This is a genomic window from Streptomyces sp. JNUCC 64, assembly GCF_054484115.1.
In genome coordinates this window covers 2,001,619-2,026,307 of sequence record NZ_CM137015.1, presented here as the reverse complement: position 1 = coordinate 2,026,307, position 24,689 = coordinate 2,001,619, and the positions used below count along the sequence as shown (strand labels likewise).

Here is a 24,689-nt window from a genome sequence, read left to right as displayed (position 1 = left end):
CGCTGATGACGGGACCTCGATCCACACCTTGGGGTTGCACAGCAGATGACTGCGATTTCGCTCGGCATGCCGTCCGTTCCGACCAAGCTCGCCGAACGCCGGAAAAGCCGGCAGATCCAGGTCGGAACCGTCGCGGTGGGCGGCGACGCGCCGGTCTCGGTCCAGTCCATGACGACCACCCGCACGTCCGACATCGGGGCGACGCTCCAGCAGATCGCGGAGCTGACGGCCTCCGGCTGCCAGATCGTCCGGGTCGCCTGCCCGACCCAGGACGACGCCGACGCGCTGTCGATCATCGCCCGGAAGTCCCAGATCCCGGTCATCGCGGACATCCACTTCCAGCCGAAGTACGTCTTCGCGGCGATCGACGCGGGCTGCGCCGCGGTCCGGGTCAACCCGGGCAACATCAAGCAGTTCGACGACAAGGTCAAGGAGATCGCCAAGGCCGCGGGCGACGCGGGCACCCCCATCCGGATCGGTGTCAACGCGGGCTCCCTGGACCGCAGGCTCCTCCAGAAGTACGGCAAGGCCACCCCCGAGGCCCTGGTCGAGTCCGCGCTCTGGGAGGCGTCCCTCTTCGAGGAGCACGGCTTCCAGGACATCAAGATCTCCGTCAAGCACAACGACCCGGTCGTCATGGTGAACGCCTACCGGCAGCTCGCCGCCCAGTGCGACTACCCGCTCCACCTCGGCGTCACCGAGGCGGGCCCGGCCTTCCAGGGCACCATCAAGTCGGCCGTCGCCTTCGGCGCGCTGCTGGCCGAGGGCATCGGCGACACCATCCGGGTCTCCCTGTCGGCGCCCCCCGCCGAGGAGATCAAGGTCGGCATCCAGATCCTGGAGTCCCTCAACCTCCGCCAGCGCCGTCTGGAGATCGTCTCCTGCCCCTCCTGCGGCCGCGCCCAGGTGGACGTCTACAAGCTCGCGGAGGAGGTCACCGCCGGTCTGGAGGGCATGGAGGTGCCGCTGCGGGTGGCCGTGATGGGCTGTGTGGTGAACGGCCCCGGCGAGGCCCGCGAGGCCGACCTCGGCGTCGCCTCCGGCAACGGCAAGGGCCAGATCTTCGTGAAGGGCGAGATCATCAAGACCGTCCCCGAATCCATGATCGTCGAGACCCTGATCGACGAGGCCATGAAGATCGCCGAGCAGATGGAGAAGGACGGCGTCGCCTCCGGCGAGCCCACGGTCGCGGTCGCGGGCTGACCCCGCGCCCGGCGGGACCACGGGGGCGGGCCTGACCGGCCCTGTTCCTGCCTGAGCCGTCGCCCGGTCCCGCTGGACCCAGCCAGCGACCTGGCCCCGGTCCCCGCTGGACCCAGCGGCCGGGCCCCGGCTCCCGCCGGAGCCAGCCGCCCGGACCCGCCGCCCGGACCCGCCGCCCGGACCAGCCGCCCGGGCACCGGCTCCCGCCGGTCCGCCGCCCGGTTTCGTCCCGCCGGACCACGCCCTGCCTCGTCTCGGTCGCGGGCCGGACCATAGCCCGGCCCCGACCTGCCAGGACTTGGCCCCGGTCGCGGGCCGGACCACGGTCCGGTCTCCCCGACCGCACGTGCCGGACCGCACCCTCGCGGACTACACGCCCCCGGCCGATCGGCCGGGGGCACTCGCGCCCCGGGACACCGCCTCCGCGGCCCCGGGGCGCACCCGTGCCCGCGGCCCCATCCGACGACGGGGGTCACAGGCTCCGCGCCCCCACCGGAAGCCCCCGTTCCGCTGCTGGGTAAGGTGACCCTCACCAGGGGGAAGGGGACCGCCGCGCCGACGGGGACCGGGGCCCGCTCCCGGCAGAGAGGCGCACCCGTGATCCACGCGGAACTCCGTGTCACCGCCGTCACCGACGTCACTCCGGGCATGCGCCGGATCACCCTCACCGGAGAGGGCCTCGCCGACTTCGCCGACGTCGCCCCCGACCAGCAGGTCAAACTCTTCTTCTCCCGCGACGGAGGAGCCCCGAAGCTGCCCGAGCCCCCGGCCGACCGGGACCCCCTCACCTGGTACCAGCGCTACCTGGAGATCCCCGAGCCCGAGCGCCCCTGGATGCGGACCTACTCGGTGCGCCACCACCGCCCCCGGGAGCGCGAGATCGACGTGGACTTCGTGCTGCACGGCCCCGGCGGCGGCGAGGGCCCCGCCGCGCGCTGGGCGTACACCGCCCGCCCGGGAGCGGTCCTCGCCCTGGTCGGCCCCGCCGCCAGCAACGCCCGGGTGGCCGAACGCCCCGACTGGAAGCTGTTCGTCGGCGACGAGACGGCGCTGCCCGCCATCGGCGCCCTGCTCGACGCGCTGGCCCCCGGCGAGCGCGCCCTGGTGATCGCCGAGGTCGCGGACGCGGGGGAGGAGCAGACCTGGACCGGTCCGGGCCTGGTCGAGACCCGCTGGGCGCACCGGGGCACCGCCGCGCCGGGCGCCACCGCCGTCCTCGCCGACGCGGTGCGCGCGGCGGACTTCCCCCCGGGGGAGGTCTTCGCCTGGGTCTCCGGCGAGGCGTCCGCCGTCCGCGAGGTCCGCCGACACCTGGTCGCCGACCGGGGCGTCGACAAGCGGCACATCGCCTTCACCGGCTACTGGCGCCACCGGCTCGCCCAGGACGACGCGCTCACGGCCGAGGACACGGCCGAACGCGAGGAACTCGCGGCTGACCTGGCCCGCGAACAGGACGCCCCCCGCCCCGCCTGACCCCCGCCCCTGGGCCTGCCCCGGGGGGCGCGCGTTCGCGGCCTGCGGCCCGCCGGTGGTCGCCCGCGCGGTTCCCCGTGCCCCTGGCGGGGCTGCCTGCGCGGGCGCGTTCTCGTGTGCGGGTCCGCTGTGGCCGTTCGTGCAGTTCCCCGCGCCCCTGAGGGGGCTGCCTCCACGGGCGGGTCCTCGTGTGCGGGTTCGCTGTGGCTGGCCGCGCAGTTCCCCGCGCCCCCATCGGGCGCCCAATAGGGGCGCGGGGAACTGCGCGAGGCACCCACCACGACGGAAACTGGACACCCGACCCCAGGCCACCGCCCCGCCAGGGGCGCGAGGAACGCACCACGACCCGAGGTCGGACATCCGCCTGGGCACCGCCCCGTCAGGGGGCGTCGCGGGCAACCCACCACGACCCGAGGACGGACGCTCGCCCAGACACCGTCCCGCCAGGGGCGCGGGGAACCGCGCGAGCGCCCCGCCACGGCCCGAGGCTGGACATCCGCCCCGCGACCGGCCCCGTCCGGCCCGGGAATGGCCGGACTCCTCCGGTGCCCGGTCGCCCGGAACCGGGCACCGGGGCCACCGCGCCCCCGCACCGCGCCCCGCCGGGTACAGTGCGAAGACCAGCAGCCCACCCCGTGAGGCCCCCGCACCCGTGTTGACCCAGACCACCACCAGGGTCCTCGAACCGAGCGACCTGCCCGCAGCCCTCGCGGTCCTCGACCGCGACCCCGTGGCGAACGCGTTCGTCACCTCCCGGGTCCAGGTCGCGGGACTCGACCCCTGGCGGCTGGGCGGCGAGATGTGGGGCTGGTACCAGGACGGCGTCCTGGAGTCCCTCTGCTACGCGGGCGCCAACCTGGTCCCGCTCTGCGCCACCCCCCGCGCCGTCCGGGGCTTCGCCGACCGCGCCCGCCGCGCGGGCCGCCGCTGCTCCTCCATCGTCGGCCCCGCCGAGACCACCGCCGAACTGTGGCGGCTGCTGGAGCCCTCCTGGGGCCCGGCCCGCGAGGTCCGCTCCCGCCAGCCCCTGATGGTCACCGACCGGCTCCCCGACGACATCACCCCGGACCCCTACGTCCGGCGCGTCCGCAAGGACGAGATGGCGACGATCATGCCCGCCTGCGTGGCCATGTTCACCGAGGAGGTCGGCGTCTCCCCGCTCGCCGGGGACGGTGGACTGCTCTACCAGGCCAGGGTCGCCGAACTGGTCGGCGCGGGCCGCTCCTTCGCCCGGGTCGACCGGGACGGCAAGGTCGTCTTCAAGGCCGAGATCGGCGCCGCCACCCCCCGCGCCTGCCAGATCCAGGGCGTGTGGGTCGCCCCCGAGTACCGGGGCCGGGGCCACGCCGCCCCCGGCATGGCGGCGGTGCTGCGCTACGCCCTCGCGGACGTCGCCCCCCTCGCCAGCCTCTACGTCAACGACTACAACACCGCCGCCCGCGCCACCTACCGCCGGGTCGGCTTCCGGGAGACCGGCGCGTTCATGAGCGTCCTGTTCTGAGACGTCCCGTTCCGCCCGGAGCCTCCCGTTCCGGGACCCGGACCCCACGACCGCGCCCCGGACCCGCGCGCACGCCCCGGGGTACGCTCCCCGCATGCTGCGGATTCCCGGATTCGGCTCGCGTACCCCCGATGACGTCACCATCGGTCCGCTGGACCTCGCCGCCCGGGTGGACGAGGCGCTGGCCGTCCAGGCGGACGCCTTCGGACTCGGCCGGGACGAGGTCAACGTCCGCCGCCAGATCGTCGTCCGGCACATGAACCACCCCGGCGCCCGCGCCTACGGCGCGACCCTCGACGACGGACGGCTCGTCGGCTTCGTCTACGGGATGCCCAACGACCGCACCCACTGGTGGTCCACCGTGGTCCAGCCCTATCTGCGGCTCCAGGGCAACGACGGCTGGCTCGACGACGCCTTCGTGATCACCGAACTGCACGTGCGGACCCGCGACCAGAACCGTGGCATCGGCCGCGCCCTGATCACCACCCTCACCGACGCCGCCGACCAGCCCCGCTCCATCCTCTCGGCCATCGACACCGAGTCCCCGGCCCGCGCGCTGTACCGGGCGCTCGGCTACCGGGACCTGGCCCGCCAGGTCCACTTCCCGAGCGCCCCCCGCCCCTACGCGATCATGGGCGCCCCGCTGCCGCTGCTGCGCGGCGGACCCGCCCGGCCCGCGCCCTGAACACCCCGCCCGGCCCGGTCCGCGCCCTCCGCTCCGGCGCCGCCGCGCGGAGAACCGATTTCCGCGCGCCCGCCGGGCCCGGCTAACCTCCTGCCCATCACCCTTTCCACGCAGGAGTTCACCATGGTCCAGGTCCAGCGCATGTCCCGCTTGATGGTCAAGACACTGCGCGACGACCCGGCGGACGCCGAGACGCTCAGCCACAAGCTGCTGGTCCGCGCCGGTTACGTGCGCCGCAACTCGGCGGGCATCTGGACCTGGCTGCCGCTCGGCAAGAAGGTCCTCGACAACATCTCGCGGGTGGTCCGCGAGGAGATGGACGCCATCGGCGCCCAGGAGGTCCTGCTCCCCGCCCTGCTGCCCAAGGAGCCCTACGAGGCGTCCGCGCGCTGGGAGGAGTACGGCGACCTGCTGTTCCGCCTCAAGGACCGCAAGGGCGCCGAGTACCTGCTCGGCCCCACCCACGAGGAGATCTTCACCCTCCTGGTGAAGGACCAGGCCGCGTCCTACAAGGATCTGCCGGTCATGCTCTACCAGATCCAGACCAAGTACCGCGACGAGGCCCGTCCCCGCTCCGGGGTGCTGCGCGGCCGAGAGTTCCAGATGAAGGACTCGTACTCCTTCGACACCACCGACGAGGGTCTGGCCGAGTCCTACGCGCTGCACCGCCAGGCGTACCAGAAGATCTTCGATCGCCTGGGCCTGGACTACCGGATCGTCTCCGCCGTCTCCGGCGCGATGGGCGGCTCCGCCTCCGAGGAGTTCCTGGCCCCCGCCGCCGCCGGTGAGGACACCTTCGCGGACTGCCCGGCCTGCGACTACGCGGCCAACACGGAGGCCGTCACCTTCGCGCTGACCCCGGTCACCGACGCGGAGCACGGCCCCGCCGTGGAACTCGACACCCCCGACACCCCGACCATCGAGACGCTGGCCGAGCACCTCGGCGTGCCCGCCTCCGCCACCCTGAAGAACCTCCTGGTGAAGGTGGACGGCGAGATCGTCGCCGTCGGCGTCCCCGGCGACCGCGAGGTCGACCTCGGCAAGCTCTCCGAGCACCTCGCCCCGGCCGTCGTGGAACTGGTCACCGCCGAGGACTTCGAGGGCCGCCCCGACCTGGTGCGCGGCTACGTCGGCCCGCAGGGCCTGGAGAAGGTCCGCTACCTCGCCGACCCCCGGATCGCGCCCGGCACCGCCTGGATCACCGGCGCCAACAAGCCCGGCACCCACGTCCGCGACGTCGTCGCCGGCCGCGACTTCGAGGTGGACCGCTACCTGGACGTCGTCGTCGTCCAGGAGGGCGACCCCTGCCCCAACTGCGGCACCGGCCTCAAGCTGGACCGTGCCATCGAGATCGGCCACATCTTCCAGCTCGGCCGCAAGTACGCCGACACCTTCCAGCTCGACGTCCTCGGCCAGCAGGGCAAGCCGGTCCGGGTGACCATGGGCTCCTACGGCATCGGCGTCTCCCGCGCGGTCGCCGCGCTGGCCGAGCAGACCGCCGACGACAAGGGCCTGTGCTGGCCCCGGGAGATCGCCCCGGCCGACGTCCACGTGGTCGCGGCGGGCAAGGCCGCCCAGACCGAGCTGGCGCTCGACGTCTCCGAGCAGCTCGCCGCGCTGGGCGTCCGCGTCCTGGTGGACGACCGCGCGGGGGTGTCGCCCGGCGTCAAGTTCACCGACGCAGAGCTGATCGGCGTGCCGACCGTCGTGGTCGCGGGGCGCCGCACCGCCGAGGGCGTCGTCGAGGTCAAGGACCGCCGCACCGGCGAACGCGAGGAACTGACCGTCGCCGAGGCCGTCACCCGCCTCACCACCACCTGATCCCTGCCGGGACCACCCCGGCACCGCCCAGGGCGCGGCGAACCGCACGGTTCCCCGCGCCCTGCGCGTTCGTGACCTGCGGCTACGGCACTGACCGCCCGCGCGGTTCCCCGTGCCCCTGGCGGGGCTGCCTGCGCGGGCGCGTTCTCGTGCGCGGGTCCGCCGTGGCCGTTCGCGCAGTTCCCCGCGCCCCTGAGGGGGCTGCCTCCACGGGCGGGTCCTCGTGTGCGGGTTCGCTGTGGCCGTTCGCGCAGTTCCCCGCGCCCCCATCGGGCGCCCAATGGGGGCGCGGGGAACTGCGCGAGGCACCCACCACGACGGAAACTGGACACCCGACCCCAGGCCACCGCCCCGCCAGGGGCGCGAGGAACTGCGCGAGCAACCCACCACGACCCGAGGTCGAACAGCCAGCCGGGCCACCGCCCCGTCAGGGGCGCGGGGAACGGCGCGAGCAACCCACCACGACCCGAGGTCGGACACCCGTCCCAGGGCACCGCCTCGTCAGGGGCGCGGGGAACGGCGCGGGCAACCCACCACGACCCCGAGCCGTCCGCACGGACGGAACGCGCCACCGAAGACGGCCCGCCGCCCAGGCGACAGCGTGTCGCCTACGACGACAACCAGCTCGCGTACTCGAACAACAGCTCGGCGTCCCCGTACCGCCCGGCCCCCGCGGCCCTCCGCGCCGACTCGACGGCGCGGAACAGGGCCCACCCCCGCACCCGCTCGGCGTCCAGCTCCAACGACTCCGCCAGCCTCCGCACCCGCCGCCGCGCGGTCCCCGCCCCCGACGCCGTGGCGACCAGGTCCTCCACCCGGTCCCGCACCAGCCGCGCCAGGTCGTACGCGGGCTCGCCCACCAACGGCTCCGGCCCCACCGCCAGCCACGGCGCGCGGTCCCCGGCCAGCGCCTTGCTCTGCCGGAACGTCCCGTGCAGCAACCGCGCCTCCGCGCCCACCGCCACCAGCGCGGCCCGCGCGTCGACCGCCGCCGTCACCAGCTCCGCGACCCCCGGAACCCCGGGATCCGGCTCCCGCACCAGGGCGTCGGCCTGCCGCTCCGTCCGCCCGGCGACCGTGTCGAACCCGTGCTCCGGGGGCGGCTCGACCCACAGCCGCCGCAGCACCCCCGCGGCCTCCAGCATCGCCTTCGCCTCCGGCAGCGACCGCACCGGCACGTCCGGCCGCAACCGCTCCAGCAGCATCCCGCCGACGGCCGGGCCACCGGGCAGCACCCGGACCGCGCCCACCCCGTTCCAGTGCTCCAGCGCCGCCCGCTCCCGATCCGGCCGCGCGCCCGGCGGCGCCAGCTTCAGCACGGCGGGCGTCCCGTCCGCGAGCCGCGCCAGCACCACCAGGGAGCTGCGCCCGCCGGGCAGCCGCACCCGCTCCACGCTCAGCCCGGCGCCGTCCACCGCCGTGTCGAGGAGACCGGGCAGCGCGTCGAGCCACGCCCCGTCGTCCCCCGTGTCACGGGTGCCGTCCGGGCGTGCCTCGGCGAGCGCCCGGACCAGGCGTTCCGGCGCTGCGAAAACCATGGGCGGGGAGTGTCCTTCCTGACCTCGGCCTACCGGGGGGCCCGCGGGGACGGTGAACCGTCCGGGCCCGCGGCCCGCTCGGCGAGCCCAGGGAAGGCTACGCTGCCGCCCCGCCAGCGTGCCGCGCGGACCGCCGTCTCCCGCAACGCGTCCACCGCCGCGCGCCGCCGGGTCCCCCCACTGGCCCGCACCAGGTCCGCGTACACCCCGGCCAGCCGGTCCTCCAGCCGGGCCGCCAGCCGGACCGCGTCCCCGGCGTCCCGGACCGGGAACGGCAGCGCGTAGGCGGCGGCGGCCTGCCCGGGCTCCTCGCCCAGGTCCCGCACCGCCCGCGCCAGCTCGTCGCGCCGGGCCCGGTGGGCGTCGAACGCCGAGCGGGCCTCGTCGCTCCGCCGCGCGGGCGCCTTCCCGCCGACGACCCCGTAGCCGTAGACGGTGGCGTGCTCGGCGGCCAGCGCCGCCCGCAGCGCCGTCAGTTCGGCGGCCCTCTGGTCCGTCACTTGTCGTCCTCCGTCAGCAGATACGCGTGCGCGGCGCCCGCCGCCGCGACCGAGGCGAGCAGCCGGGCCAGCTCGCCGGGGACCTCCAGCGCCCGTTCGGTCCGGGCGGTGGCCAGTTCCCGCTCCCGTCCGGCGAGCGCGGCGAGCGCCGCGCGCGGCTGGTCCGGCACGGGCTTCCCGGCGGCGGACCCGTCCGACGGCGGGGCGGCGGAGGCGGTGGCGCCGGACCCGGCGCCGGTGAACGCCCGCTCGTGCCGGACGACCTCGGCCCGCAGCGGGGCGAGCCGTCCCGCCAGCGAGGGGTGCGCGGCGATCACCGCGTCGTAGCGGCCGGCCAGCTCCCGGCTCTCCCGGGCGCTCGTCCGGCGGGCCGGTCCGGCCGCGGACTCGGCCCGCTCCGCCGCCTTCGAGGCGCCGTCGTCCCGGTCCGTCGTACACCCGGTGACCAGCGCGGCGCCCGCGAGACCCGTGAACAGACTCCTTCGGCTCGGTCCGGACCGGTCGCGCGACGGCAGGGGGAACGGCATGGCGGACGTCCTCGGGGGCTCGCGGTGGCGGGACGGGAGGGACGGGCGGTACGCCCTTGATCACCGTACCCGGAGCACGGGGGACCACGGACGGCAACACCCTCCGGGAGCGGATACCCTTTGACCGGACACAGGACCTTCCCACAACAGCAGACGCGGCCGAGGAGTCACCCGGATGAGCACCACCCAGAGCGAGAGGCTGCGCGAGCTGCTGGAACCGCTCGTGACCGCCCAGGAACTCGATCTCGAAGAGGTCAGCGTCTCCCCGGCCGGAAAGCGACGGGTGCTGCGCGTGGTGGTGGACTCCGACGAGGGCGTGCTCCTGGACACCTGCGCGGAGCTGAGCCGGAGCATCTCGGACGCCCTCGACGCCGCCGACGCCATGGGCTCCGGCGAGTACGTCCTGGAGGTCACCTCCCCCGGCGCCGACCGGCCGCTCACCGAGCACCGCCACTACGCGCGCGCCACGGGACGGCTGGTCCGCTTCCATCTGACGGCGGGCGGCGAACTGACCGCCCGGATCACCGCGGTGGACGGGGACGGCCTCGACCTGGAGGTCCCCGGAGTCAAGGGCCGCAAGCCCACCACCCGCCGGATCGCCTTCGACGGGATCGAGCGCGCCCGGGTGGAGATCGAGTTCAACCGCAAGTCCACCGGCCCCGCCGGTGACGGTACGCACGACAGCACGGAAGAAGAGGAGGCGTAGTCGTGGACATCGACATGAGTGCCCTACGGGGTCTGGTGCGTGAGAAGGAGATCTCCTTCCCGCTGCTGGTCGAGGCGATCGAGTCGGCCCTCCTCATCGCCTACCACCGCACCGAGGGAAGCAGGCGCCGGGCGCGCGTGGAACTCAACCGCGAGACCGGTCACGTGACCGTCTGGGCGAAGGAGGACCCCGAGGACCTGGAGGAGGGGCAGGAGGCCCGCGAGTTCGACGACACCCCGTCGGACTTCGGCCGGATCGCCGCCACCACCGCCAAGCAGGTGATCCTCCAGCGGCTGCGGGACGCGGAGGACGACGCGACGCTCGGCGAGTACGCGGGCCGCGAGGGCGACATCGTCACCGGTGTCGTCCAGCAGGGCCGCGACCCGCGCAACGTCCTGGTGGACATCGGCAAGCTGGAGGCCATCCTGCCGGTGCAGGAGCAGGTCCCCGGCGAGGAGTACCCGCACGGCACCCGGCTGCGGACCTACGTCGTCCGGGTGGCCAAGGGCGTGCGCGGTCCGTCCGTCACCCTGTCGCGCACCCACCCCAGCCTGGTGAAGAAGCTCTTCGCGCTGGAGGTGCCGGAGATCGCGGACGGGTCCGTGGAGATCGCGGCGATCGCCCGCGAGGCCGGACACCGCACCAAGATCGCGGTGCGTTCGACGCGGGCCGGGCTCAACGCCAAGGGCGCCTGCATCGGCCCCATGGGCGGCCGGGTCCGCAACGTCATGGCGGAGCTGAACGGCGAGAAGATCGACATCGTCGACTGGTCCGACGACCCCGCCGACATGGTGGCCAACGCGCTGTCCCCCGCGCGGGTGACCAAGGTCGAGGTCGTCGACCTCGCGGCGCGCTCCGCCCGGGTGACCGTGCCCGACTACCAGCTGTCGCTGGCGATCGGCAAGGAGGGGCAGAACGCCCGCCTCGCCGCCCGCCTCACCGGGTGGCGCATCGACATCCGCCCGGACACGGAGCCGCAGGAGGCCCCGGACGCGTGACACCGGGGCGGCCCCGGGAGCGGAACCCTCCGCTCCCGGGGCCGCGCCCGTCCGTCGACGTGGAGAAGTATCAGGTGAGTGAGCCCGCCCCGCAGGAATGGGGTCGGTTCGGGGAGGTAGAATAGAGCGTGTCTGGCCGGACGCATGCCCGCGCACGCCCTGAACGCACCTGTGTGGGGTGCCGGGAGCGAGCGGCCAAGAGCGAGCTGCTGCGCATCGTGCGGGAAGGGGACGCTTGTGTCCCCGATCCACGCGGTACGCTGCCCGGCCGGGGTGCGTACGTCCACCCCGACCCGGCCTGTCTCGATCTGGCGGTGCGCCGTCGCGCGCTCGTCCGGGCCTTCCGTGCCCGGGGGCAGCTCGACACCGGGGCACTGACCCGGATGGTCACAGGTGAAGCAGGCAAGAACACGTAACGAAGAGGCGCCGTGCGAACCCGTGCGGCCCGTACCTCGCGAGTCGGAAGTAGGTCGAGATTGCGATGAGCACTCGATGAGTACGCGATGAGTACGCCCATGAAGTAGCGACGGTCCGGCGTAACCCGGACCTCAAAGGAGCGAAGTGGCTAAGGTCCGGGTATACGAACTCGCCAAGGAGTTCGGTGTGGAGAGCAAGGTCGTCATGGCCAAGCTCCAGGAACTCGGTGAATTCGTCCGTTCGGCGTCCTCGACGATCGAGGCGCCGGTCGTGCGCAAACTGACTGACGCATTCCAGGGCGGTGGCTCCGGCAGGTCCGGCGCCAAGCCCTCGGCCCCCAGGAAGGCGACGCCGCGGCCCCCGATGCCGTCGGCGCCTTCGGCGACCCCTGGCCCCACCGGTGGCCAGAACACCCCCGCGCAGGCGGCCCGCCCGGGCCCCCCGCGCCCGGCGGCTCCCAAGCCGCCCGCGGCGGAGCGCCCCGCCCCGCCCGCCCCCGGCCCGCGGCCGGCCCCGGCCCCCAAGGCCACCGCCCCGCGCCCCGGTCCGGCCGCCCCGGCGACGCCCGCCCCGGGCGTCCCGGAGTTCACCGCGCCTCCGGCGGCCCCCGCCGCGCGTCCCGCCGACGGACCCCGCCCCGGCGGCCGTCCCGACGGCCCGCGCCCGGGTGCCCGTCCCGGCCCCGCGCAGGGCAACCAGCCCCGTGGCGGCGACCGCTCCGGTGGTGACCGCTCCGGCGGCGCTCCGCGTCCCGGCGGCGCCCAGGGCGCCCGTCCCGGCGGTCAGGCCCCGCGTCCCGGTGCCCGCCCCGCGGGCCCGCGTCCGGGCAACAACCCGTTCACGTCCGGCGGCTCCACCGGCATGGCGCGCCCGCAGGCGCCCCGTCCCGGCGGTGCCCCGCGTCCCGGCGGCCCCGGTGCCCCCGGCGGCGCTCCGCGTCCCCAGGGCGCCGGTCAGGGCGGTCCCCGTCCGCAGGCCGGTCCCGGCGGCGCGCGTCCGACCCCGGGCGGCATGCCCCGTCCGCAGGCCCCGCGTCCCGGCGGCGGCCCCGGCGGCAACCGTCCGAACCCCGGCATGATGCCGCAGCGTCCCGCTGCCGGTCCCCGTCCCGGCGGCGGCCCCGGTGGCCGCGGTCCCGGTGCGGGCGCCCGTCCGGGCGGTGGCGGCGGTCGTCCCGGTGGCGGCGGCTTCGCCGGCCGTCCCGGCGGCGGTGGCGGTGGCGGCGGTGCCCGTCCCGGTGGCGGCGGCGGTTTCGCCGGTCGTCCCGGTGGCGGCGGCGGCTTCGGTGGCGGCGGTGGCCGTCCCGGCTTCGGCGGTCGTCCCGGCGGCCCCGGTGGCCGTGGTGGCACGCAGGGCGCCTTCGGCCGTCCCGGCGGTCCGGCCCGTCGCGGTCGCAAGTCGAAGCGGCAGCGGCGCCAGGAGTACGAGGCCATGCAGGCCCCGTCGGTCGGCGGCGTGATGCTGCCCCGTGGCAACGGCGAGACCATCCGCCTGTCGCGCGGCGCGTCGCTCACCGACTTCGCGGAGAAGATCGGCGCCAACCCGGCGTCCCTCGTCGCGGTCATGATGAACCTCGGCGAAATGGTCACCGCGACCCAGTCCGTCTCCGACGACACGCTGGTCATGCTGGCCGAGGAGATGAACTACACGGTTCAGGTCGTCTCCCCCGAGGAGGAGGACCGCGAGCTCCTGGAGTCCTTCGACCTGGAGTTCGGCGAGGACGAGGGCGGCGAGGAGAACCTCGTCTCGCGTCCGCCGGTCGTCACCGTCATGGGTCACGTCGACCACGGAAAGACCCGGCTGCTCGACGCCATCCGCAAGACGAACGTCATCGCGGGCGAGGCCGGCGGCATCACCCAGCACATCGGTGCCTACCAGGTCGCGACCGAGGTCAACGGCGAGGACCGGAAGATCACCTTCATCGACACCCCGGGTCACGAGGCGTTCACCGCCATGCGTGCCCGTGGTGCCAAGTCGACCGACATCGCGATCCTCGTGGTGGCGGCCAACGACGGTGTGATGCCCCAGACGATCGAGGCGCTGAACCACGCCAAGGCGGCCGACGTGCCGATCGTGGTCGCGGTCAACAAGATCGACGTCGAGGGCGCCGACCCGACCAAGGTGCGCGGCCAGCTCACCGAGTTCGGTCTGGTGGCCGAGGAGTACGGCGGCGACACCATGTTCGTCGACATCTCCGCCAAGCAGGGCCTGAACATCGACAGCCTGCTGGAGGCCGTCGTCCTCACCGCCGACGCCTCCCTCGACCTGCGGGCCAACCCGGAGCAGGACGCGCAGGGCATCGCGATCGAGGCCCGTCTCGACCGGGGCCGCGGTGCCACCGCGACCGTCCTGGTCCAGCGCGGAACGCTGCGGGTCGGCGACACCATGGTCGTGGGCGACGCCTACGGCCGGGTCCGTGCCATGCACGACGACCAGGGCAACGTCCTGGACGAGGCCGGTCCGTCCACCCCGGTCCAGGTCCTGGGTCTCACCAACGTGCCCGGCGCCGGCGACAACTTCATCGTCGTCGACGAGGACCGCACCGCCCGTCAGATCGCGGAGAAGCGCGCGGCGCGCGAGCGCAACGCGGCCTTCGCCAAGCGGGTCCGCCGCGTCTCCCTCGAGGACCTCGACAAGGTGCTCAAGGCCGGCGAGATCCAGCAGCTCAACCTCATCATCAAGGGCGACGCGTCCGGTTCGGTCGAGGCCCTCGAGTCCTCGCTGCTCCAGCTCGACGTCGGCGAAGAGGTCGACATCCGGGTCCTGCACCGCGGCGTCGGTGCGGTCACGGAGTCCGACATCGACCTGGCGATGGGCTCGGACGCCATCGTGATCGGCTTCAACGTGCGCGCCGCCGGGCGCGCGGCGCAGATGGCCGAGCGCGAGGGCGTGGACGTCCGCTACTACTCGGTCATCTACCAGGCGATCGAGGAGATCGAGGCGGCCCTCAAGGGCATGCTCAAGCCGGAGTTCGAAGAGGTCGAGCTGGGCACGGCGGAGATCCGCGAGGTCTTCCGCTCGTCCAAGCTGGGCAACATCGCCGGTGTGCTCATCCGGTCCGGCGAGGTCAAGCGCAACACCAAGGCCCGACTGCTCCGCGACGGCAAGGTCATCGCCGAGAACCTCAACATCGAGGGCCTGCGCCGCTTCAAGGACGACGTCACCGAGATCCGCGAAGGCTTCGAGGGCGGTATCAACCTCGGCAACTTCAACGACATCAAGGTCGACGACGTCATCGCGACGTACGAGATGCGCGAGAAGCCGCGCGCCTAGTGCGCCCGGCGGCCGCCCGGCTCCGTGCCGGGCGGCCCGCGTCACGCGGTCCGGGGCCGGTCGGCGGGAGAAATCCCGTCGAGCGGCCCCGGTCGTCGCGTGTACGGTTCAAGGGCCCCGCCGTGCGCTCGGCGGGACCCCCGGCCGGCCGCCCGGCGGCCCGGCCTTGAACCCGAACCGGCGGGACATCCGGACATCCATGTATGTGGGGACGCTGTCCTTCGACCTGCTCCTCGGCGACGTCCACTCGCTCAAGGAGAAGCGCTCACTCGTCCGGCCTATCGTCGCGGAACTGCGGCGGAAGTACGCGGTGAGCGTCGCGGAGACCGGCAACCAGAACCTCCACCGCAGGGCCGAGATCGGCCTGGCGGCGGTGTCCGGGGACACCGGACACCTCTCCGACGTCCTCGACAGCTGCGAACGGCTGGTAGCGGGACGACCGGAAGTGGAACTGCTGTCGGTACGGCGCAGGCTCCACCGGGACGACGACTGAGTCCGTCCCCCAGGCGCCGCGACCGGTGCGCACCGGTCGCGCCGCGCCGTACACCCAACAGCACACGCGATACGCAAGGCTTTCGAGAAGGAGCGGACCAGTGGCCGACAACGCGCGGGCCAAGAGGCTGGCGGACCTCATCCGGGAGGTGGTCGCCCAGAAGCTCCAGCGCGGGATCAAGGACCCCCGGCTGGGCACCCACGTCACCATCACCGACACCCGGGTCACCGGTGACCTCCGGGAGGCGACCGTCTTCTACACCGTGTACGGGGACGACGAGGAGCGGGCCGCCGCCGCGGCCGGGCTGGAGAGCGCCAAGGGCGTCCTCCGCTCCGAGGTGGGCCGCGCCGCGGGCGTGAAGTTCACCCCGACCCTCACCTTCGTCGCCGACGCCCTCCCCGACACCGCCAAGACCATCGAGGACCTCCTCGACAAGGCGCGGAACTCCGACGCCGCGGTCCGCGAGGCGTCCGCGGGCGCCGCCTACGCGGGCGGGGCTGACCCCTACCGCAAGCCCGCCGACGAGGAAGCGGAAGCCGGGGACAGCGAAGGCGACCAGGACGGCGGCGGCTCCCGGGCATGACTGGCAAGCACCCCGTGCCCGACGGCCTGGTCATCGTCGACAAGCCGTCGGGCTTCACCTCGCACGACGTGGTCGCCAAGATGCGCGGCATCGCCCGCACCCGGCGGGTCGGCCACGCCGGAACCCTCGACCCCATGGCCACCGGGGTCCTGGTCCTCGGCGTCGAGCGCGCGACCAAGCTCCTCGGTCACCTCGCGCTCACCGAGAAGGAGTACCTCGGCACCGTCCGGCTCGGTCAGAGCACCGTCACCGACGACGCCGAGGGCGACGTCATCGCCTCCGTCCCCGCGACCGGGATCACCCGGGACGCCGTGGACGCCGGGGTCGCCGCGCTGACCGGGGACATCATGCAGGTCCCCTCCAAGGTGAGCGCCATCAAGATCGACGGCAAGCGCTCCTACAAGCGCGCCCGGGAGGGCGAGGACTTCGAGATCCCCGCCCGGCCGGTCACCGTCTCGTCGTTCACCGTGTACGACGTCCGGGAGGCCGAGGCCGAGGACGGCACGCCCGTCCTGGACCTGGTGGTCTCGGTGGTGTGCTCCTCCGGGACGTACATCAGGGCCCTCGCCCGCGACCTGGGCGCCGGGCTCGGAGTGGGCGGTCACCTCACCGCGCTGCGCCGCACCCGGGTCGGCCCCTACAAGCTGGACGCCGCCCGCACCCTGGACGACCTCCAGCGCGAACTGGCCGTGATGCCGGTCGGCGAGGCCGCGGACGCCGCGTTCCCCCGTTGGGACGTCGACGCCAAGCGCGCCGGGCTGCTCCTCAACGGGGTGCGGCTGGAGATGCCCGAGGAGTACGCGGGCGTCGGCGCCGTCGCCGTCTTCGACCCCGACGGCCGGTTCGTGGTGCTGGTGGAGGAGTCCAAGGGCAAGGCCAGGAGCCTGGCCGTCTTCGCCTGAACCCCCGCCCGTCCGGGCCCGCTCCGGTGTGTGCCGGGGCGTGGCCCGGGGCAGGGGAAGAGGGCGCCCGCGACGGATGCCGATGCCGGTCGGGCGGACGGGACATGGCACTCTTAGACCTGCGGATCCGTCACGGCGGATCCGGCGGGGACCGCGGTCCCGCGGACCGCCACAGGGTGCGACAAGGAATGCGACAAGGAGCGGCACAGTGCAGCGCTGGCGTGGCTTGGAGGACATCCCCGAGGACTGGGGGCGCAGCGTCGTCACGATCGGGTCCTACGACGGGGTCCACCGCGGACATCAGCTGATCATCGGACGGGCCGTGGCCCGCGCCCGTGAACTGGGCGTCCCCTCCGTCGTCGTCACCTTCGACCCGCACCCCAGCGAGGTCGTCCGGCCGGGCAGCCACCCCCCGCTGCTCTCCCCGCACCACCGGCGGGCCGAGCTGATGGCGGGCCTGGGGGTGGACGCGGTGCTGATCCTGCCGTTCACCGCCGAGTTCTCGAAGCTGTCGCCCGCCGACTTCGTGGTCAAGGTGCTCGTCGACAAGCTGCACGCGCGGGCCGTGGTCGAGGGCCCCAACTTCCGCTTCGGCCACCGGGCCACCGGGAACGTCGGCCTGCTGGCCGAACTGGGCCACGACTACGACTACGAGGTCGAGGTCGTGGACCTCTTCGTCAGCGGTGACGCGGGCGGCGGCGAACCCTTCTCGTCCACGCTGACCCGGCGGCTGGTCGCCGCGGGGGACGTGGCGGGCGCCGCCGAGATCCTGGGCCGTCCGCACCGGGTCGAGGGCGTCGTGGTCCGGGGCGCCCAGCGGGGCCGCGAGCTGGGCTACCCCACCGCCAACGTCGAGACCCTGCCGCACACCGCGATCCCGGCCGACGGGGTGTACGCGGGCTGGCTCCAGGTCGGCGAGGAGCGGATGCCCGCCGCGATCTCCGTCGGCACCAACCCCACCTTCGACGGGACCTCCCGCACCGTCGAGGCGTACGCCATCGACCGGGTCGACCTGGACCTCTACGGGCTGCACGTCGCCGTGGACTTCCTCGCCTACGTGCGCGGCATGGCCAAGTTCGACTCCATCGACGACCTGCTGGTCGCGATGGCCGACGACGTCCGCCGCTCCAAGGTCCTGATCGCCGACGCTTCCTGACCCCGCCCCGGGCCGTCCGGCTCGTCACGGGGTCCTGATCCCGTCCGGGCCGTCCGGCTCGACGCGGGGTTCCGGTCCCGCCGGGGCCGTTTCCGTTCGGTGCGGGGTTCCGATCCCGCCCGGAGCCGTTCCGTTCGGCGCGGGGGCCTTGGCACGGGTACCCGGCCGTCCCGTTCGCCCCTCGGCCGCCCGTTCGCCTCCGGGGGCTCCTGTTCGTTTCCGACCGGACCCGGACCCGTGCCGGGCGCGGGTCCGGTGTCACTCCGGGGCCGCCGCCGGGGTCGCCGCCCAGTGGCAGGCCGGTCGGGCGGTCGGGGCGGCGGACAGCACCGGGGGGTCGTCGGCGCGGCAGGCCGTCGCCACCCCCGCGCGCTCCGCGCGCCCGTCCGCGAGGACCGGGCAGCGCACGTGGAACCGGCAGCCGGACGGCACCCGGGACGGGTCCGGCGGCTCACCGGACAGCACCACCGCCTCGCCCGGCGCCTCCGGCAGCACCGACAACAGGGCCTGGGTATAGGGGTGCCGGGGCGCCGTCAGCACCCGCTCGACCGGTCCCGTCTCCACGATCCGCCCCAGGTACATCACCGCCACCCGGTCCGCGATGTTCCACGCCAGGCCCAGATCGTGCGTCACCACCAGCGCGGACAGCCCCAGTTCGGCGCGCAGCCGCAGCAGCAGCGCCAGGATCTCCCCGCGCACCGAGGCGTCCAGGGAGGCCACCGGCTCGTCCGCGACCAGCAGTTCGGGGGAGAGCACCAGGGCGCCCGCGATCACCACCCGCTGCCGCTGACCGCCCGACAGCTCGTGCGGGTAGCGCAGCAGGAACCGTTCCGGGGGCCGCAGCCCCGCGCGGGCCAGCGCCCCGGTCACCGCCGCCCGCTCGTCGCCCCCGTGGCGGTGGACGCGCGGCCCCTCGGCCACCGCCTCGTACACCGTGTGCCGGGGGTTCAGCGCCCCGGTGGGGTCCTGGAGCACCAACTGCGCCCGCGCGCGGTACGCCTTGAGGGAGCGGCCGTCGTACGCCAGCGGCGCGCCCGCGTAGCGGACCTCGCCCGCGGTGGGGCGGACCAGCCCCAGCAGCGCCCGGGCCAGGGTGGACTTCCCGCAGCCGGACTCCCCGACCAGGGCGACGATCTCGCCCCGGCGGACGTCGAGGTTCACCCCGTCCACGGCCCGCGCCGGGGCCGCCCCGGGGCGCCCGGGGAAGACCACGGAGAGGTCCCGGGCGCTCAGCAGCGCCTCGTGCTCCGGGGGCGGGTGTCCGCCACGGCCCCGGAGCGCGGGCCCGCCGTGGTCGGTCGGAACGGGCCCGGCGTGGTCCGGGGGAGCGGGCCCGTCGGACGGGACGGGTCCGTCCGGCGGGGCGGGTCCGGTGGTGGGCGGGGGGAGACCGGTCACGGGGTCGTCGCGCTCCTCACTCCGTCGTCGTCCGGGTCGGGGCCGGGAGCGTCCCGGCCCGGACCGGGGTCACCGGGGCCGTCGAGGGGGAGGGAGGCGCCGGGGGCGGTGGCCGTGCTGGCGGCCGGGGGGCCGGACGGGTGCTCCAGGTACCCGGGGACCCCGGCCGTGACCCCCGCTCCCGCCGTTCCTGCGCTCCCCACTCCCGCGCCCGCGCCCGTCGTTCCCGCGTTCCCCACCCCCGTGACCTCCGTCCCCGTGACCCCCGTCCCCGCCACCCCCGCGCCCTCCGGATCCGCGTCCTTTGGGCCGGAGGGCTCCGGAGCCAGGGCCTCCAGGACCGCCGCCTCCCCGTCCAGGTCCTCCAGCTCCGGGACGGCGCCGGGTGCCGGGACCCCGCCGACCCCGACCAGCACGCACGCCGCCCGGCGGTCCTCGCCCGGGGCCTCCCGCAGCGCCGGATCGACGCGCCCGCAGTCGTCGAGGGCCACCGGACAGCGCGGCCGGAACGCGCACCCCGGGGGCAGTGCCAACGGGTCCGGAGGATCGCCCGGCAGCCCGCGCGGGGCGTACCGCGCGGCCGGGTCGCCGATCCTGGGGAAGGCCGCCGACAGCGCCCGCGCGTAGGGGTGCAGCGGGTCCTCGTACACCCGGCGGGCCGGGCCCTCCTCCACGGTCCGGCCCGCGTACATCACCGCGAGCCGGTCGCAGGTCTCCGCGAGCACCGCCAGATCGTGGCTGATCATGACCAGTCCCACCCCCCGGTCGGTCACCAGCCCGTCCAGCAGCCGCAGGACCTGCGCCTGCACCATCACGTCCAGCGCGGTCGTCGGCTCGTCCGCCACGATCAGCCGGGGGTCGCAGGCCAGCGCCATGGCGATCATCACCCGTTGCCGCTGGCCGCCGGAGAGTTCGTGCGGATAGGCCCGCGCCCGGGCGGCGGGCAGTCCGACCCGTTCCAGCAGCTCCGCCGCCCGCCGCCGGGCCCCGGCCGGGGTCGCCCGGCGGTGCAGCAGCACCGGCTCGGCGATCTGGTCCCCGACCCTGCGCACCGCGTTCAGCGCGTGCATCGCCCCCTGGAAGACGATCGACGCCCCCGCCCACCGCACCGCCCGCAGCCGCCCCCACCGCATCGTCAGCACGTCCTCGCCGTCCAGCAGCACCGTGCCCCGGGTCACCGTGCCCGGCGGGAGCAGCCGCAGCAGGGCCAGGGCCAGCGTCGACTTGCCGCACCCCGACTCGCCCGCCACCCCCAGCCGCCGTCCCGCCGCCAGCGTCAGGTCCACGCCCCGGACGGCCGCCGCCCCGCCCGGATAGGTCACCGACAGGTTCCGCACCTCCAGCAACGGTCCGCTCATTCCGCCGCTCCCAGCCTCGGGTTCAACACCGACTCGACGGCCCGCCCGCACAGGGTGAACGCCAGCGCCACCCCCGCGATGGCCACCCCCGGCGGCACCAGGTACCACCAGTGGCCCGCGCTGACCGCCCCGGCCTCCCGCGCGTCCTGGAGCATCCCGCCCCAGGAGGTGACGGTCGGATCGCCGAGCCCCAGGAACGCCAGCGTCGCCTCGGCGAGGATCGCGCCCGAGATGCCCAGGGTGGTCTGCGCCAGCACCAGCGGCATCACGTTCGGCAGCACGTGCCGCGTCATCACATGACGGTGCCCGCCGCCCAGCGCCCGCGCCCGCTCGATGTATGGGCGGGACTCCACGGCCATCGTCTGCGCCCGCACCAGCCGGGCCGTCGTCGGCCAGGTGGTCACCCCGATCGCCAGCACCACCGTGCCCAGCGAGCGGGAGAGCACGGTGGCCAGCGCGATGGCGAGGACCAGGGTCGGCATCACCAGGAACCAGTCGGTGACCCGCATCGCCACCGTCCCGTACCAGCCCCGGAAGTGGCCCGCGGTGATCCCGACCAGCGCCCCGATCGCCACCGACAGCACCGCCGCCAGCAGCCCCACCATCAGCGACACCCGCGCGCCCCACACCAGCAGCCCGAACAGGTCCCGCCCGAACTGGTCGGTGCCCAGCCAGAACGCCCGGCTCGGCCCCTCCATCGGGCCGCCCGTCGCCCGGGTCACGCTCCGCACGTCCTCGCCGACCGTCAGCGGCGCGGTCAGCGCGAGCAGCGCGCACACCACCAGGGCGGCGAGTCCCAGCAGCCCCGAGCGGTGCGCGCGGTAGCGGCTCCAGAACCGGGCGGCGGCCAGTCGCCGCCGCTGCCGGGCGAGCGCCCGTGGACCCGGCCCGGGCGGCGGGGGAGCGACCTCGGCGCCCTCCTCGAACGTGGTCATCGGCCCACCCGGGGATCGAGCAGCGGACAGAGCAGGTCGGCCACCGTGTTCATCAGGATCACGGCCGCCGCGAACACCAGGAACAGCCCCTGCACCAAGGGCAGGTCGGGCACGCTCAGCGCCTGGTAGAATAGCCCGCCCAGGCCCGGCCAGGAGAACACCGTCTCCACCAGGATGGTGCCCGCGACGATCCGTCCCAGATTGACGAAGACCAGCGTCACCGTGGGCAGCACCGCGTTGGGCACCGCGTGCCGCCGCCGCACCCGTACGTCCCGCAGCCCCTTGGCGCGGGCCGTCGTCAGATAGTCGGCGCCCACCTCGTCCAGCAGCGCCGACCGGGTCACCAGCAGCGTCTGCCCGTACTCCACCGCCACCAGCGTCACCACCGGCAGCACCAGGTGGTGGGCGACGTCGAGGACCCGGGCGAAGCCCTCGGTCGTCCCCGACTCCATCCCGCCGGTCGGGAACAGCCCCGGCACCGGTCCCGCGCCCACCGAGAACACCACGATCAGCAGCAGCCCCAGCCAGAACGAGGGCACCGAGTACAGCGTCAGCGCCAGCCCGGTGTGGAACCGGTCGCCGGGGCCGCCCCGGCGCCAGGCCGCCCGGGTGCCGAGCACCACCCCGAGCACCGTGTACAGGACGAACGCCGTCCCGGTGAGGAGCAGGGTGTTCGGCAGGGCCTCGGCGATCTTGTCGATGACCGGGGTCCGGAACTGGTACGAGGAGCCGAGGTCCCCGGTCAGCGCCTTGCCGCAGTACTCCGTGAACTGCCGCCACCACGGCAGGTCCAGTCCGAACTCACTCCGGTAGGCGGCCAGTTGCTCCGCCGAGACCGGACGGCCGCCGGTCATGAACTTCACCGGGTCGCCGGGGATCAGCCGGAACAGGAAGAACCCGGTCACCAGCACCGCCAGCAGCGACACCGCCGCCCCCGCCAGCCGCCCCGCCGCGTACCGGGCGTAGCCGGAGCCCGCCGCCCCCCGGCCCGCTCCCGACCGGCGCGCCCCGGGCCGCTCCGCCACCCCCGTCGCGCTACTCACGGTCGTCCGCCGTCGCCCGGCGCCGCAGCGCCACCGCCCCCGCCCCGCCGACGAGGAGCGCGCCCGCCGTCGCCAGTCCGGCGAGCACCCCGCCCGGCGCCGCGCCCGTGTCCGGCCGGTACGGTCGCGCCGGGGTCGCCGACCACCAGCTCCAGTAGCCGTCCTGGCCGTAGATGTTGCCCGCCGCCGCGGGCATCGTCAGCACCGATCCGATCCGGTCCGACCGGTACGCCTCCACCGCGTTCGGGTACGCCAGCACGTTCATGTACCCGGTGTCGTACAGCCGCGACTGCGCCCGCCGCACCAGCTCCGCGCGCGCCTCCGGGTCGTACTCGGCGAGCTGGCGCGCGTACAGCTCGTCGTAGCGCCGGTCGCAGATGAAGTTGTCGGTGGCGCCCGGCACCCCCGGGGACTCCGGCAGCGCCCCGCAGGTGTGCAGCGACAGCACGAAGTCGGGGTCCGGGTTGACCGACCAGCCGTCGAAGGCGAGGTCGTACTCCCCGGCCGTCCAGGGATCGGTGACGTTGTCCAGGCACCGCACCTCCACCCCGATCCCCAGCTCCGCGTACCACTCCTGGAGGTAGCGGCCGATCGCCTTGTCGTTGGGGTCGGTGGCGTGGCACAGCAGCCGGTACGTGATCGGCTCGCCGTCCGCGCCGAGCCGCCGCCCCCGGTCGTCCACGCGGTACCCGGCCTCGTCGAGCAGCCGGGCCGCGCCCGCCGGGTCGTGGGGCACCCGCTGCCGGGCGGACGGCCGCCAGTGGTAGGCGGTGAAACGGGGCGGGAGGTACCCCTCGCCCTCCACCGCGTGCCCCTGGAAGACCCGGTCCACGAGCATCCCCCGGTCCACCGCCATGAACAGCGCCCGTCGCACCCGGGGGTCCAGCAGGGAGGGGTGACCGTCCCCGAACCGGCGGCCGTCCCGGGTCCGGGCGCCCGGGTTGGTGGCGAGCGCGTAGAAGCGGCGGCCCGGCGCGTCGTTGACGGTGACGCCCGGCTCGTCGGCCAGCGCCCGCGCCTGGGCGGGCGTCAGCCCCTGCACGAACGACACCTCGCCCTTGCGCAGCGCGGCCACCGCCGCGTCCCCGTCCTTGTAGTAGCTGAGGAGCAGTTCGTCGAACTCCGGCGCGCCCCGCCAGAACGCCGGGTTGGCGCGCAGCCGGACGTAGCCGTCGGGCTGGTAGCCGGTGAGGACGAACGGTCCGCTGCCGACGACGGGGAAGCGGTCGTCGTTGGTGACCGCCGCGACCTTCCCGGCCCGCGACCAGACGTGCTCGGGCACGATCGGGACGTCCAGCGCGGTCATCGTCGCCTGCGGCCGGTGCAGCCGGATCACCAGCCGGTGCGGGTCCGGCGCGGTGACCTCGCGGAAGTTGCCGACGAAGCTGCCGTTGGCGGCGCCCGCCGCCTCGTCGGTCATCATCGTCCGGAACGTCCACGCCGCGTCCCGGGCGGTCACCGGCACCCCGTCCGACCAGTGCGCCCCGGACCGGATCGTGTACGTCCAGGTCAGCTTGTCGGCGGACGCCTTCCAGGCGGTGGCGAGCCCCGGGACCGCACGGCCGTCGACGGGGTCGTAGTTGGTGAGGTACTCGTACATGAGCCGGTGGACGCTGGTGCTGATGAGCCGTGAGGCGAGGAACGGGTTCAGGGAATCGACGCTCTGCGACACGGCGATCTTCAGGGTCCGGCGGGGCTCCGCCGCCGTGACGGCTCCGTCGCCCCGCTGGGCCGGGCGGTCCGGCCGCGCTGGGGCTCCCGGCGCCGGGGGAGCGGTCGTGAGGGTCAGCGCCAGCGTCGAGACCAGGGCGGTCACGAGCGCGGCGCCCCGCCCGCCGGTCCGGGCCGCGCGGGGCGGGACGGCGCGCGCGGGGCGGGGGACGGTACCGGGGGGTTCGGTCTCCATGGACGTGACCTCGCGTCGTGGCTCGCGGGGAACGGCGGGTCCCGGGGGCGGGGAGGAAGGGGGGCACGGGAGTACGGGAGTACGGGAGTGCGACGGATACGGGGTGCGGGAGGTGCGGGGGAGGGGGTACGGATGTGGGAGGGGCACCAGGAGGGCGGGGCGTACAGGGGAGTACGGGGTGATGATCCGACATAAGGGGGCGGGTCAGGCGTGTCTATCAACGCCCGCACCCCGGGTCAACGACCGCCATGCCCCTCGTACCCCCCTTGGCCT

At 74.8% G+C, this 24,689-nt stretch carries 20 protein-coding genes and 1 pseudogene; 13 read left to right on the top strand and 8 right to left on the bottom strand.

Going from position 1 to position 24,689, the window contains the following annotated elements; genetic code table 11:
- Positions 1–45 precede the first annotated feature (45 nt).
- From ispG to ACVWNX_RS07835, 5 genes are all read left to right on the top strand, one after another.
- Positions 46–1,203 carry a flavodoxin-dependent (E)-4-hydroxy-3-methylbut-2-enyl-diphosphate synthase gene (ispG, locus tag ACVWNX_RS07855; RefSeq protein ID WP_454413165.1) on the top strand — a complete coding sequence of 386 codons (1,158 nt, stop codon included), beginning with the start codon at positions 46–48 and terminating at the stop codon, positions 1,201–1,203.
- 597 nt (positions 1,204–1,800) lie between these two features.
- Positions 1,801–2,676, top strand: coding sequence for a siderophore-interacting protein (locus tag ACVWNX_RS07850; protein WP_454413164.1), 876 nt, complete (start codon positions 1,801–1,803; stop codon positions 2,674–2,676).
- 652 nt (positions 2,677–3,328) lie between these two features.
- Positions 3,329–4,177: a GNAT family N-acetyltransferase gene (locus ACVWNX_RS07845; RefSeq protein WP_454413163.1), complete on the top strand. Its 849-nt coding sequence runs from the start codon at positions 3,329–3,331 to the stop codon at positions 4,175–4,177.
- 94 nt (positions 4,178–4,271) lie between these two features.
- Positions 4,272–4,862 (top strand): GNAT family N-acetyltransferase, encoded by a 591-nt coding sequence (locus ACVWNX_RS07840; RefSeq protein WP_454413162.1) that lies wholly within the window; start codon positions 4,272–4,274, stop codon positions 4,860–4,862.
- Between the two features lie 123 nt (positions 4,863–4,985).
- Positions 4,986–6,683 carry a proline--tRNA ligase gene (locus ACVWNX_RS07835; RefSeq protein ID WP_454413161.1) on the top strand — a complete coding sequence of 566 codons (1,698 nt, stop codon included), beginning with the start codon at positions 4,986–4,988 and terminating at the stop codon, positions 6,681–6,683.
- A gap of 608 nt (positions 6,684–7,291) precedes the next feature.
- Here the strand turns inward: ACVWNX_RS07835 and ACVWNX_RS07830 are convergent.
- Genes ACVWNX_RS07830 through ACVWNX_RS07820 form a run of 3 tightly spaced genes read right to left on the bottom strand, consistent with a single transcriptional unit; the run spans position 7,292 to position 9,248 of the window.
- A complete protein-coding gene (locus tag ACVWNX_RS07830) occupies positions 7,292–8,221 on the bottom strand; it encodes an aminoglycoside phosphotransferase family protein (protein WP_454413159.1) in 930 nt (309 codons plus the stop codon).
- A gap of 29 nt (positions 8,222–8,250) precedes the next feature.
- Complete coding sequence (locus ACVWNX_RS07825) at positions 8,251–8,721, bottom strand: ferritin-like domain-containing protein (protein ID WP_454413158.1); 471 nt, start codon at positions 8,719–8,721, stop codon at positions 8,251–8,253.
- Complete coding sequence (locus ACVWNX_RS07820; RefSeq protein WP_454413157.1) at positions 8,718–9,248, bottom strand: hypothetical protein; 531 nt, start codon at positions 9,246–9,248, stop codon at positions 8,718–8,720. The genes ACVWNX_RS07825 and ACVWNX_RS07820 overlap by 4 nt, the downstream gene beginning before the upstream one ends.
- Positions 9,249–9,423: 175 nt before the next feature.
- Between ACVWNX_RS07820 and rimP the strand changes: the two genes are divergently transcribed.
- The 8 genes from rimP (at position 9,424) to ACVWNX_RS07780 (ending at position 17,776) form a co-directional block, all read left to right on the top strand.
- Complete coding sequence (gene rimP, locus ACVWNX_RS07815) at positions 9,424–9,954, top strand: ribosome maturation factor RimP (protein WP_454413156.1); 531 nt, start codon at positions 9,424–9,426, stop codon at positions 9,952–9,954.
- 2 nt (positions 9,955–9,956) lie between these two features.
- Positions 9,957–10,952, top strand: coding sequence for a transcription termination factor NusA (nusA, locus tag ACVWNX_RS07810; RefSeq protein ID WP_454413155.1), 996 nt, complete (start codon positions 9,957–9,959; stop codon positions 10,950–10,952).
- A 128-nt stretch (positions 10,953–11,080) separates the two neighbouring features.
- On the top strand, positions 11,081–11,368 hold the full coding sequence (locus ACVWNX_RS07805) for a YlxR family protein (protein WP_454413154.1): 288 nt from the start codon (positions 11,081–11,083) through the stop codon (positions 11,366–11,368).
- 145 nt (positions 11,369–11,513) lie between these two features.
- Positions 11,514–14,642: a translation initiation factor IF-2 gene (gene infB, locus ACVWNX_RS07800; RefSeq protein WP_454413153.1), complete on the top strand. Its 3,129-nt coding sequence runs from the start codon at positions 11,514–11,516 to the stop codon at positions 14,640–14,642.
- Between the two features lie 199 nt (positions 14,643–14,841).
- Complete coding sequence (locus ACVWNX_RS07795; protein ID WP_454413152.1) at positions 14,842–15,135, top strand: DUF503 domain-containing protein; 294 nt, start codon at positions 14,842–14,844, stop codon at positions 15,133–15,135.
- Positions 15,136–15,235: 100 nt separating this feature from the next.
- Positions 15,236–15,718, top strand: a complete 483-nt coding sequence (gene rbfA / locus ACVWNX_RS07790; RefSeq protein ID WP_454413151.1) for a 30S ribosome-binding factor RbfA — start codon at positions 15,236–15,238, stop codon at positions 15,716–15,718.
- On the top strand, positions 15,715–16,620 hold the full coding sequence (truB, locus tag ACVWNX_RS07785) for a tRNA pseudouridine(55) synthase TruB (RefSeq protein ID WP_454413150.1): 906 nt from the start codon (positions 15,715–15,717) through the stop codon (positions 16,618–16,620). Before rbfA ends, truB begins: the two co-directional genes overlap by 4 nt.
- Before the next feature lie 208 nt (positions 16,621–16,828).
- Entirely contained in the window at positions 16,829–17,776 is a 948-nt protein-coding gene (locus ACVWNX_RS07780; RefSeq protein ID WP_454413149.1) for a bifunctional riboflavin kinase/FAD synthetase, read from the top strand.
- 258 nt (positions 17,777–18,034) lie between these two features.
- Here the strand turns inward: ACVWNX_RS07780 and ACVWNX_RS07775 are convergent, their stop codons facing one another.
- From ACVWNX_RS07775 to ACVWNX_RS07755, 5 genes and pseudogenes are all read right to left on the bottom strand, one after another.
- Entirely contained in the window at positions 18,035–19,012 is a 978-nt protein-coding gene (locus ACVWNX_RS07775; RefSeq protein ID WP_454414671.1) for an ABC transporter ATP-binding protein, read from the bottom strand.
- Between the two features lie 566 nt (positions 19,013–19,578).
- Positions 19,579–20,532 (bottom strand): annotated as a pseudogene (locus ACVWNX_RS07770) (ABC transporter ATP-binding protein); the annotation flags it as partial.
- A complete protein-coding gene (locus ACVWNX_RS07765; protein ID WP_454413148.1) occupies positions 20,529–21,467 on the bottom strand; it encodes an ABC transporter permease in 939 nt (312 codons plus the stop codon). The pseudogene ACVWNX_RS07770 and the gene ACVWNX_RS07765, both read right to left, overlap by 4 nt.
- Positions 21,464–22,510 carry an ABC transporter permease gene (locus ACVWNX_RS07760; protein WP_454413147.1) on the bottom strand — a complete coding sequence of 349 codons (1,047 nt, stop codon included), beginning with the start codon at positions 22,508–22,510 and terminating at the stop codon, positions 21,464–21,466. Before ACVWNX_RS07760 ends, ACVWNX_RS07765 begins: the two co-directional genes overlap by 4 nt.
- Complete coding sequence (locus tag ACVWNX_RS07755) at positions 22,503–24,416, bottom strand: ABC transporter substrate-binding protein (protein WP_454413146.1); 1,914 nt, start codon at positions 24,414–24,416, stop codon at positions 22,503–22,505. Before ACVWNX_RS07755 ends, ACVWNX_RS07760 begins: the two co-directional genes overlap by 8 nt.
- Positions 24,417–24,689 lie beyond the last annotated feature (273 nt).

Bases quoted from the DNA above. Each gene is read 5' to 3' on its own strand.
- ispG (WP_454413165.1), top strand. From the start codon at position 46: ATGACTGCGATTTCGCTCGGCATGCCGTCCGTTCCGACCAAGCTCGCC.
- ACVWNX_RS07840 (WP_454413162.1), top strand. From the start codon at position 4,272: ATGCTGCGGATTCCCGGATTCGGCTCGCGTACCCCCGATGACGTCACC.
- ACVWNX_RS07835 (WP_454413161.1), top strand. From the start codon at position 4,986: ATGGTCCAGGTCCAGCGCATGTCCCGCTTGATGGTCAAGACACTGCGC.
- ACVWNX_RS07830 (WP_454413159.1), bottom strand. From the start codon at position 8,221: ATGGTTTTCGCAGCGCCGGAACGCCTGGTCCGGGCGCTCGCCGAGGCA.
- ACVWNX_RS07820 (WP_454413157.1), bottom strand. From the start codon at position 9,248: ATGCCGTTCCCCCTGCCGTCGCGCGACCGGTCCGGACCGAGCCGAAGG.
- rimP (WP_454413156.1), top strand. From the start codon at position 9,424: ATGAGCACCACCCAGAGCGAGAGGCTGCGCGAGCTGCTGGAACCGCTC.
- ACVWNX_RS07795 (WP_454413152.1), top strand. From the start codon at position 14,842: ATGTATGTGGGGACGCTGTCCTTCGACCTGCTCCTCGGCGACGTCCAC.
- truB (WP_454413150.1), top strand. From the start codon at position 15,715: ATGACTGGCAAGCACCCCGTGCCCGACGGCCTGGTCATCGTCGACAAG.
- ACVWNX_RS07765 (WP_454413148.1), bottom strand. From the start codon at position 21,467: ATGACCACGTTCGAGGAGGGCGCCGAGGTCGCTCCCCCGCCGCCCGGG.
- ACVWNX_RS07755 (WP_454413146.1), bottom strand. From the start codon at position 24,416: ATGGAGACCGAACCCCCCGGTACCGTCCCCCGCCCCGCGCGCGCCGTC.